This is a genomic window from Congregibacter sp., from assembly GCF_045107095.1.
Taxonomy (GTDB): Bacteria; Pseudomonadota; Gammaproteobacteria; order Pseudomonadales; family Halieaceae; genus Congregibacter.
Window position 1 is genome coordinate 1 of sequence record NZ_JBGCFU010000071.1, and the last position, 10,297, is coordinate 10,297.

The window sequence follows — 10,297 nt, forward strand, 5'->3', positions numbered from 1 at the left end:
GAGGCACAACAGTTCGGCTTTGTTACACGGGTATGCGAAGACCCTCTCGAAGAGGCCCTCAAAACTGCTGGCTACATCGCCACACGCAACCCTGATGCCATCAGCAGAGGCAAGCAGTTACTCAACGAAGCAAATTATCTACAGGCCGATGAAGGCTTGTTACTAGAGTCAAAGCTTCAAGACGAGATAATTGGCAAGCCAAACCAAATCGAAGCAGTGATGGCTGAGATGGAGAAACGTCCCGCGATTTTCAATCGCTGAATGGCCGCAACTGTATTACCACCAGCGTTACTACCACCGCCACCAGGACCACACCCAGGAGATACTACTTGATCGAATTCAGCGACAAATCCCAGAACTTGCAAAACCACTTGCTCGCTTTTATGGACGAGCATATTTATCCCAACGAAAAGGCTTACTCGCAATACCTGCACTCGGCAGAAAACCGATGGGCACCTGTACCGCTGATCGATGATTTAAAGGACAAAGCGAAAGCTGCAGGGCTTTGGAATCTGTTTGTCCCCCCTGCCCTCGCCCAGCATGTGGATCATGAGGGATTGAGCAATTTTGACTACGCACCTCTTGCAGAAATCATGGGTCGCGTTTTGTGGGCACCCGAGGTCTTCAACTGCAACGCTCCCGATACGGGAAACATGGAAGTTTTCATGAAGTACGGAAACGAGCAGCAGCAGGCCCAGTGGCTAACACCCCTGCTTAACGGCGAGATTCGCTCGAGCTATTTGATGACAGAGCCACAAGTAGCCTCCTCCGACGCCACCAACGTCGAACTCAGCATCACTCAGGAAGGCGACGAGTGGGTACTCAATGGTAAAAAGTGGTTCATCACTAACGCGATGTACGAGCGCACGGCAATCTTCATCGTGATGGGCAAATCAGACCCAGAGAACGAAAGTCGCCACAAACAACAGACTCAGGTTTTGGTTCCAAAGAACACTCCCGGGGTCGAGATCGTCCGCCCTCTCACCACCCTCGGCTATGATGATGCGCCCATTGGCCATGCTGAGGTACATTTTAAAGATGTGCGAGTGCCATTGGAAAATGTGCTGTTAGGCGAAGGACGCGGCTTCGAAATTGCGCAAGGGCGTTTAGGCCCGGGTCGGATCCATCATTGCATGCGCCTCATTGGCATCGGTCAGCGTTCATTGGAGCTAGCCTGCGAGCGAAGTATTTCACGATCAACATTTGGCCGCAGCCTGAGCCAGCACCAAAGCGTGCGCGAGGATATCTCTAAATGCTACTCCGAATTGGAGATGGCGCGTTTGTTGGTTTTGAAAACCTGCAGTCGCATGGATGAGGTTGGCGCAAAAGGAGCCATGGATCTGATTGCAGCGAGCAAAACCACCGTGCCACTATTGATACAGAACCTGATTGACCGATGCATGCAAATCCACGGGGCTGGAGGCCTGACTGAGGACTACTGCATGGCCGAGGGTTTTAACTACGCCCGCTGGTGCCGCCAAGCAGATGGTCCCGATCAGGTACATCACATGGCTTTGGGTAAAATGATCATCAATCGATATACGGAGTCCTAGATCTAAAAGGCCTTATCAGTCGGCTTCCAGACCCTGATCAGCGATAGTTCGGACGATCACAGCTTCTGGAAATAGCCGGGCAAACACTTCTTAACTTAACGCAAGAGAAAAAAAACATGACTGACGCATACATTATCGATGCCTGTAGAACACCTCGTGGAGTCGGCAAATACGGCAAAGGTGCCCTTACCCACATACATCACCAGCGCCTGGGCGCTACCGTGCTGCGTGCAATCGCCGAGCGCAATGACCTGAACACCGCTGAGGTCGACGATATTATTTGGGGCTGCAATGCTCAAAGAGGTGAGGCTACTGGAGACGTCGGTCGTATGAGTGCCCTGGACGCGGGGTACGATATCCGTTCCAGTGCGGTAACCCTTGACCGTTTCTGTGGCTCCGGCATCACCACTGTTAACATTGCTGCAGCATCGATCATGTCAGGCATGGAAGACCTCGTTGTGGCTGGCGGCTGCGAGATGATGTCTGCAGCGGGTAAACCCGATGCGGCACCCCAATCGCCATTTATGGATCAGGGAAATTTGCATCTACGAGAGCACCACCCGCAGCCACACCAAGGGGTTTGCGCCGATTCGATTGCCACTCTGGAAGGTATTCCTCGCGAAGCACTTGATGCACTAGCGGCCGAGAGTCAGGCCCGCGCAGCCAATGCAATTGCCAATGGTTACTTTGATAAAAGTCTTGTGCCCGTACTTAACGACGACGGAAGCGTAGCGCTGGATAAAGAGGAATTTCCACGCCCCGGCACAACCCTTGAGTCTCTAAGCGAGCTGAAGCCATCCTTTGCGAAGTTCATGGATATGCCCCTGGATGAGGCCGGCACTACCTATGGCAGCCTTGTGAAGCAAGCCTACCCCGAACTAGACGTCGTTAATGTTCACCATGCAGGCAACTCATCGGGTGTTGTCGATGGCGCCGCCGCATTGCTACTGGCTTCGCCGGAATACACGGAGAAGCAAGGATGGAAGCCCCGTGCCAAGATCGTTGCGATGGCTAACATGGGTGACTCCCCCACACTGATGTTGAACGCGCCAGTTCCCGCAGCGAAAAAGGTTCTCGAAAAAGCCGGCCTTACCGTTGACGACATCGACCTTTGGGAAATCAATGAAGCGTTCGCCGTCGTGGCCGAGAAATTTATTCGAGATCTGAACCTGGACCGTGCAAAGGTAAACGTTAATGGTGGTTCTATGGCCCTCGGCCACCCCATTGGCGCCACGGGCTCGATTCTAATTGGCACACTCCTTGACGAACTCGAACGCCGCGACCTCAAACGAGGCCTGGTGACTATGTGTGCCGCTGGCGGCATGGCACCTGCGATAATTATTGAACGTATGTGATGCACTAGCGCAAACGGGAGCGAGCGCCGAAGGATGCTTCGGCGCTTCTCCTAACTGTTCCTAGGCGCGCAATATAGTGCTCGCGTAGATGTAGTGCTCGTCCATACTAAGGCGCCCGCTATACCGGCATTGGATGCCGTGCTCGCGCTGATTGATATTGGCTACGAAGGTTTTTTCTTCAGGGTTGATTGCGATATCCGCTTCCTGAAAACCGAGATAGACCTCGTGTATCGGATTAAACACTTTGTAAACGCTCTCCTTGATAGAAAAAATGCTTGTCCCCCAGACAGACTTGAACTCGTCATCTGGCTGCAGGGAAATCCACTCTTTTTCGCGCTCGGTGCAGATTCGAGAAAGCACACCCGGCCTGAGAGCTTTTCTTCGCTCCACGTCGATTCCAATGCCGGAGTATTGGCTCGCACGAGCGACCACAGCCGCGCAAAAACCAGCGGTATGGCTGATACTCCCAACATAGCCCGGTGGCCAATTAGGGCGCTTGGCGTTGTCTACAGGCAACAGAACGGCACTGGCTTCAAGGCCTAGCTGCCTCAACGCGGTCTTTGCCGCATTACGGCCGCTACGAAACTCTCGCTTACGTTTTTCAACAGCATGAGTGACGTACGCCTCTTCCTCGTCTGTCAGAGCTTGCGTCGCCATCGAATCCGTGGCCACCACCACCACGACGTCTGACGGAAGATTACTCGCCAGCATCGACGAACATCCGATACGAGCTGCAGCTCAGTTGCACCGCAGGCGAAGAGGAATCGGCTAGTTTGTGGCGAGGTATATCCACGCGGGCTTCATTGCATCCTAGTCAAACGTTTTAGTGGGTCGCGCATTGGGTAATCAACCAGCACCCGCTTCATCAATAATCTGAAGCGCCTTCTGCGCCAAGAGCTTTACGCCCTCGCCAGCTTCGATAGCATTCTTCTGCGAAGCGTTACCATCCAGAGCCCGTTTATAAACCCCTTGGGATATCGACGCCAAACGAAAGTGACTAAAGGCCGAGTAAAAGTGCCAGTTATCGATACCGGGCAAACCCCGTAGATCACAATAAAGCTGCACGACTTCGGCCTCACTCGGCAGACCGAGAGCCGTTCTTTCGTCGTTAGAGAGGTCTACCATTCCGATGTCATACATACAGAGATACGCCAAGTCAGCCAAGGGATTACCAAGCGTGGAGAGTTCCCAGTCAACGACGGCCAACATGCGCGTGCCGTCGGCTTCGAACATTACGTTCCCTAAACGGTAATCGCCGTGAATAAGACTAATTTGCCCGGCATCGGCCGGCATGTTGTCGCTCAGCCAGGACATGAGCTTTTCCATCGCAGGCACGGTCTCGGTTTCCGCCGCTCGGTACTGCTTTGTCCAGCGGTTAACTTGCCGCTCAAAATAGTTGCCCGCTTTTCCGTAATCACTCAGCCCTACGGCTTCCACGTCAACGCTGTGGATCTGTGCGAGCACGCGGATGAGCTCCTGAGTCATGGCACGTCGATCGTCGTTGTTCATGTCCGGCAAAGCCTGATCGGAGTACACCTTGCCCGGTACAAAGCTCATTACATAAAAAGCACTGCCGATAACTGCATCATCTTCGCAGAGGTGGTACACCGTGGGCACGGGAACGTCAGTGTCGGCCAGCGCCCGAATCACTCTGAACTCTCGATCAACCGCGTGCGCCGAGGGTAAAAGCACCCCGGGCGGCTTTCTGCGCAGCACGTACTTCCCGCTCTTTGCTAGTAGCAAGAAAGTAGGATTAGACTGCCCCTCATCAAACTTCTGGGCCTGTAAGGGTCCCTCAAAACCTTCGATATGAGCCTCGAGATAACTACTTAAGGATTGCTCATCAAGTTGGTCGACCTTGTCTGTCATGTCCTTAAACCCTTTTTAAAGCAAAAGCTGCGGGGATCTTCTGGATGCACCACTGCGAAATCACAAGGTCATACCGCCATCAACAACCAACTGATGACCCGTCACGTACGCTGCCATCGGTGAACTCAAAAACAGGACCCCACCCGCGATATCTTCCGGACTTCCAAAGCGGCCCACAGGGTTCCTCGTGGCAAACTCGGCTTGTTGCTCCGGACTGGATTGATTCGCAGTGAGCTTGGTAGACACCATGCCCGGGGCGAGACTGTTTACCCGCACACCTTTGCGGCCCCACTTCATAGCTAAACTCTTTGTGAGCTGCACCAAACCTGCTTTACTCGCGCTGTATGCCGGGTTGTTTAACGCGGGACGGATCGACGCAACCGAATCAATATTCACTATATTGCCCTGACTCGCTTGCAACAAAGGGAAAAACTCCGTGCAAAGCTGCATGGCGCCGGTGAGGTTTATGGTGATGATCTTCTCAAAGCCCTCGCGCTCAAACTCACGTTTACTCCACAGCACTGAGCCTACGCAGTTCACAAGCACGTCCAAACGCTCGAACTTTGCAGCAAGCCCACTCACCGCAGCGGCATCCTGAATATTCAGCGAGTGAAACTCCATGGCAGTGAAGTCATTGTCGTAGTCGCACGCCGAGCGCGTGCCGGTAACAGCGACGTCCGCTCCGGCCTCGACAAAGGCCTTAGCGACGCCGTAGCCAATCCCATCCGATGCGCCACACACCAATACTCTCTTTCCGCTGAAATCCAAGGCTTTCAATAAACTCATATCTGCATCCGGTGCCCGTTGTTTAGCATTACTCTTTGATCATCGATAGTCGGTTTACGGAGTAATCATTACCTTCATCACACCGTCTTCCTGCGCCTCGAACATTCGATAGGCCTCCGCGCCATCGGCTAGATTAAAATTGTGCGTGAATACGTTCTCGCCTCTGATGCGTCCGCTCTGGATGAGCGGGATGAGCTCCGGCCAGGAATCTACGATGCCCGCTATACCCATATGCACGACCAAACTCTTCCCCTGGACCTTCTGCAAGGGCATGCTGGTGTCAGCTTGCAGAATTCCCAGTACAGATAGTCTGCCACCCACCCGCGCTAACTTCACTGCCTGGCTAAGGGTTTGACCCACACCTACAGCCTCAATGACAGAATCGACGCCCAGCCCCTTAGTGTCCTCATAAGCTCTTTGCACCGCTTCATCGGGATGGAGCGGTATGGCTCCGAAGCTCAGCGCGGCATTGCGGCGCTCTTCCTGAGGATCTATCGCATAAACGCAGGATGCCCCAACCGCCAGCGCGGCTTCTGCCGCCATGCGTCCCACAGGCCCCTGACCGATAACCGCCACAGTATCGCCGGGACCAACACTCGACATTTTGACGCCGTAGTAACCCGTAGCCATAGCGTCGGTTAACAGTATGGCCTGCTCATCGCTGACACCTTCAGGTATCGTCGTAGCAGTGAGATCCGCGTTAAAAACCTCGAGGTACTCTGCATGACCGCCGTTAAGCGCAGGAGAAATGCCATAGGCTGTAGAGTGAGGCGCACCCGTGCGATAGGCCTCGCATAAGTTGCCCTGCCCTAAATGGCAGCGGCGACAGCTACCGCAACCAGCGCCGCCGGCGACAACGATGCGGTCGCCCACCTTGTGCCGGTGAACGCCCCGGCCAATCTCGACAACTTCGCCTATGGTCTCGTGGCCCGTACAAAAACGCGCAATAGGTTGGGAGTAATCGGTCTTTCCAATGCGGTCTCCGTGGTACATGTGTAAGTCAGACCCACAGATGCTGCAGCGTGTCACCTCAATAACAAGATTTCGCTCATCCTGGATTACCGGGTCGTCAAAAGACTCGTAGCGAATATCCCTTGGGCCATTGAACACAAGTGCTTTCATAGTCAAAACTTACTTATTTAGAGGGGATTGATGTAGAAGGAGTTTACATCCTGGTTACTGATAGTCAGGCTCCTCCCACCAGGGAAAGAAATCCGGCATGTCTGTAGAAACCGCATTAGGGTATTGCGGCGCACGCTTTTCAAGAAAGCTACTTACACCTTCTGCGGCATCAGCAGATTTGGATCGACTAAATACGCCTCGGCTATCGATTTCATGGGCAGCCATGGGATGGTCAGCCGACGGCAAACGCCAGAGCATATGCCGCGTCAGCGCCACGGACACCGGCGCTGTGTTTTCGACGATCTCCATTGCGAGCTCTCGCGCCGCTTGTAACAGTTCGTCGGCCGGATGAATCGAACGCACAAGTCCCCCGGCAAGCGCTTCGTCCGCTGTAAAAACCCGCCCGGTCATGCACCACTCAAGGGCCTGAGCGCGGCCAACAATCTGCGGTAAGAACCACGCGCTGGCAGACTCAGGCACGATACCTCTTCGGGCAAACACATAGCCAAACTTTGCCTTCGCGCTCGCAAGGCGAATGTCCATAGCAACAATCATCGACGCCCCCGCACCAACGCAAGCTCCATTGATTGCTGCAATCACCGGCTTTTTACACTGATACAGACGCAAGGTAATGAATCCGCCTCCGTCGCGAACGGACTCATCACTGTAGTCAGTAGTCCCATCGGCCAATTTTGGGACTTTTTCGGCGGCAAAGGGGCTCGAACCACCCGAAGGCGTCAGGTCGGCTCCAGCACAAAAGGCCTTGCCTGCCCCAGTGACAATAACCGCTCGAACATTGTCGTCAGCGTCCACAAGATCCAGCGCCTCAACGAACTCGTGGAACATGAGCGGCGTCATTGCATTGAGCTTATCTGGCCGATTCAGCGTGATTGTGGCGACACTGTTGTCGACCTCATACTTGAGGCATTCAAATGGTTCAGACTTCAACTGAGACTCTCCCGGAAACCACCCCTTCGACAGGCGTGCATTGCGTAATTTCGGAATACATAAAAACAAGGACGTGCGTATTCCGCAACACCCGCTTTTTGTCCAGTGTAAGTAATGTGATGGAGGAGAAGAGCCACAGGCAATGCAGAAACAAAAAAGGCCCCATGCGGGGCCCTTTTCATATGTGGCGGAGAAGGAGGGATTCGAACCCTCGAACGGTTGCCCGTTACACACTTTCCAGGCGTGCGCCTTCGACCACTCGGCCACCTCTCCGTAAGGGCGCGGATAATACAGAAAGCTGCAACTGCGCGCCAGACACTCTGTCGATTAATCCTTGGGCGTAGTATCGTTATCCCTCAACAATCATAGGCAGGTCTCATGCTAAATCACCCTACTTTCGCCGTAATCTCCGCTTTTGGCCTGAGTACAGCGCTACTTCTTGCGCCTGTACAGAGCCACGGGGCTGACGAAGACACCCAGAAACTCCAAGCTACGGTGACCGGACACATCGCGGCAAAAGGCGGAAAGATTCTTTCGGACTTCCGCGAATTGCTGAGCATGCCGAACGTGTCTACCTCGCTGCCCGATATGCAGAGGAATGCGGCATGGATCACCGACTACATTGGGGAGCGCGGTTTTAGCTCGAAAGTGGTTAGTGCCGGCGGAGCGCCTTACATCCTTGCCGAGCGAAGCACGCCCGGGGCCACAAAGACCGTTTTAATCTACGCGCACTTTGATGGACAGCCCGTGGAACCCGCTGATTGGAAGACACCGCCCTTTGAGCCCACGCTAAAAAACGGCGACAACACTCTGGACTGGGAAACAGTGCAAAAGCAGCCTATCGATCCCGAGTGGCGCGTGTACGCCCGTTCCGCCGGGGATGACAAAGCGCCTGTCATAGCACTTATGCACGCCATAGACGCCATGGACAACGCAGGCCTTGATGCCAGCGTTAACATCAAACTCATACTCGATGGTGAAGAGGAGTTTGGCAGCCCCACCGTGGAACAAATCCTAAAGGAGCACGCCGGTTACCTTAGCGCAGACGTGCTGCTCTTCTGCGACGGCCCCATGCACCAGAGCGGTCTACGGCAGCTGGTGTTCGGAGTTCGCGGCGACATTGGCGTTAACCTGACGCTCTACGGCCCCTCTAGACCGCTACACTCAGGGCACTACGGCAATTGGGCGCCCCACCCCACCGATGCGCTCATGCGACTGTTAGCCACCATGAAAGATATGGACGGCAATATTCAGGTCGCGGGCTATCTCGATCAGGTCACGCCCGTCAGCGAAGCGGAGCAAGTCGCTATTGCCGCCATACCCTCTGTTGATGCCCAGTTACGTGACGAATTGTCGCTGGGAAGGGTGGAAGGCGCCGGCGAGCGTATCGAAATGACCATCATGAGACCGGCCATCAACATGGTCGGGTTTCAGGCCGGCGGCGTGGATGACCAAGCCCGAAACATCATTTTGTCCAAAGCTCGGGCGTCACTGGATTTGCGGTTAGTACCAGCGCAAACTATCGATCACGTCAAAAAGACCATCGAAGCGCATTTTGAGGCTCAGGGGTTTTATGTAACCCACGACGAACCCCGCGAAGAAACACTGAGGAACAACCCGGGGGTGATAAAAGTCGATTGGACCGGCGGGTATCCCGCGTATCGAAGCGACCTCGATGGAGAAGCGGCCAGCAAGCTAACGTCGATCCTCACGGAATACGATGGCAAAAAGCCCCTGCTCTCTCCCACGCTCGGTGGCAGCCTGCCTATACATTTGTTTGATCAAGAGCTAGATATGCCCATCGTTTTGTTACCCATTGCCAACCACGACAACAATCAACACGGACGAGACGAAAACATGCGTCTGGGGAACTTACTCTCGGCGATAGGTGTCTACGCCGCTGTCCTGCAGGAGTTTGGGCGCGACTAAGCGCCCGGCCTGTTAGCTGGTCTTTTCCATGGTTTTACGGGACATCCACAACACACCTTTGCGGGGCACAAAAGGTAAGAGCCCCTTCAGGAACACGCTAATCTTTGGATCATTGATTGCTAGCAACTCGCCTTTTTCCATCGCGCGGTAACCGCACTCGGCAACAGAGCGGGCATCCGCGCCCAGCTCGAATCCCTTCACGCCACCCAGATCAGCAGCCTCCTGAAACTCTGTAACGACCGGACCAGGACACAATACCGTCACGGTCACACCCGTGCCTTCAAGCTCATTCGCCATGGCCTGGGAAAATGAGTTTACATAGGCCTTACTCGCGTAATACACGGCCTGCAGTGGGCCAGGAAGGAAGCCCGCAGTTGACCCGACATTCAGAATCTTGCCCTCGCCGCGCTCTACCATGCCTTGAGAAAAGTAATAACTCAGCTCTGTTAGCGCCACCATATTGAGCTGCATCATGCGCTGATCGCGCTCAAGGCCGCTCTCGTGAAACTTACCGTGGCCGCCAAAGCCTGCGTTATTGATCAGCACATCGACATTAGCGCCAAGCGCGTCTACCTCCGCCATGAGTCGCTCGGCAGCGCCGGGCTTAGCTAAGTCCGCAGCAATCACATGCACTTGTACGCCATGCTCGGCTCTGAGGTCTTCGGCGATTTCTTCAAGACGTTCCTTACGCCGTGCGACGAGAATCAAGTCACCGCCGTTCTCGGCGTGAACCTT

General features: G+C 54.4%; 9 protein-coding genes, 1 tRNA gene and 1 pseudogene. 4 read left to right on the top strand and 7 right to left on the bottom strand.

What is annotated here, in order from left to right; genetic code table 11:
* From AB8B76_RS10830 to AB8B76_RS10840, 3 genes and pseudogenes are all read left to right on the top strand, one after another.
* Nucleotides 1-261 (top strand): annotated as a pseudogene (locus AB8B76_RS10830) (enoyl-CoA hydratase); the annotation flags it as partial.
* A gap of 68 nt (nt 262-329) precedes the next feature.
* Complete coding sequence (locus AB8B76_RS10835) at nt 330-1,553, top strand: acyl-CoA dehydrogenase family protein (protein WP_405272406.1); 1,224 nt, start codon at nt 330-332, stop codon at nt 1,551-1,553.
* Between the two features lie 116 nt (nt 1,554-1,669).
* Nucleotides 1,670-2,908, top strand: a complete 1,239-nt coding sequence (locus AB8B76_RS10840; RefSeq protein WP_405272408.1) for an acetyl-CoA C-acetyltransferase — start codon at nt 1,670-1,672, stop codon at nt 2,906-2,908.
* A gap of 60 nt (nt 2,909-2,968) precedes the next feature.
* Here AB8B76_RS10840 and AB8B76_RS10845 read toward each other — a convergent pair whose 3' ends face one another.
* The 6 genes from AB8B76_RS10845 to AB8B76_RS10870 form a co-directional block, all read right to left on the bottom strand.
* The gene (locus AB8B76_RS10845; protein WP_405272410.1) at nt 2,969-3,619 is read right to left on the bottom strand and encodes a 4'-phosphopantetheinyl transferase; all 651 of its coding nucleotides are present in this window, start codon (nt 3,617-3,619) and stop codon (nt 2,969-2,971) included.
* Between the two features lie 135 nt (nt 3,620-3,754).
* Complete coding sequence (locus tag AB8B76_RS10850) at nt 3,755-4,777, bottom strand: phosphotransferase (RefSeq protein WP_405272411.1); 1,023 nt, start codon at nt 4,775-4,777, stop codon at nt 3,755-3,757.
* 60 nt (nt 4,778-4,837) lie between these two features.
* Nucleotides 4,838-5,563 (bottom strand): SDR family NAD(P)-dependent oxidoreductase, encoded by a 726-nt coding sequence (locus AB8B76_RS10855; protein ID WP_405272413.1) that lies wholly within the window; start codon nt 5,561-5,563, stop codon nt 4,838-4,840.
* A gap of 54 nt (nt 5,564-5,617) precedes the next feature.
* Nucleotides 5,618-6,685, bottom strand: a complete 1,068-nt coding sequence (locus AB8B76_RS10860) for a zinc-binding dehydrogenase (protein ID WP_405272414.1) — start codon at nt 6,683-6,685, stop codon at nt 5,618-5,620.
* A 54-nt stretch (nt 6,686-6,739) separates the two neighbouring features.
* The gene (locus AB8B76_RS10865; protein ID WP_405272416.1) at nt 6,740-7,633 is read right to left on the bottom strand and encodes a crotonase/enoyl-CoA hydratase family protein; all 894 of its coding nucleotides are present in this window, start codon (nt 7,631-7,633) and stop codon (nt 6,740-6,742) included.
* A 185-nt stretch (nt 7,634-7,818) separates the two neighbouring features.
* Nucleotides 7,819-7,906, bottom strand: a tRNA-Ser gene (locus tag AB8B76_RS10870).
* A 105-nt stretch (nt 7,907-8,011) separates the two neighbouring features.
* Between AB8B76_RS10870 and AB8B76_RS10875 the strand changes: the two genes are divergently transcribed.
* On the top strand, nt 8,012-9,562 hold the full coding sequence (locus AB8B76_RS10875; protein WP_405272418.1) for a M20/M25/M40 family metallo-hydrolase: 1,551 nt from the start codon (nt 8,012-8,014) through the stop codon (nt 9,560-9,562).
* Nucleotides 9,563-9,574: 12 nt separating this feature from the next.
* Here AB8B76_RS10875 and AB8B76_RS10880 read toward each other — a convergent pair.
* The coding region (locus AB8B76_RS10880; protein WP_405272419.1) for an SDR family NAD(P)-dependent oxidoreductase at nt 9,575-10,297 on the bottom strand (723 nt) is incomplete at its 5' end.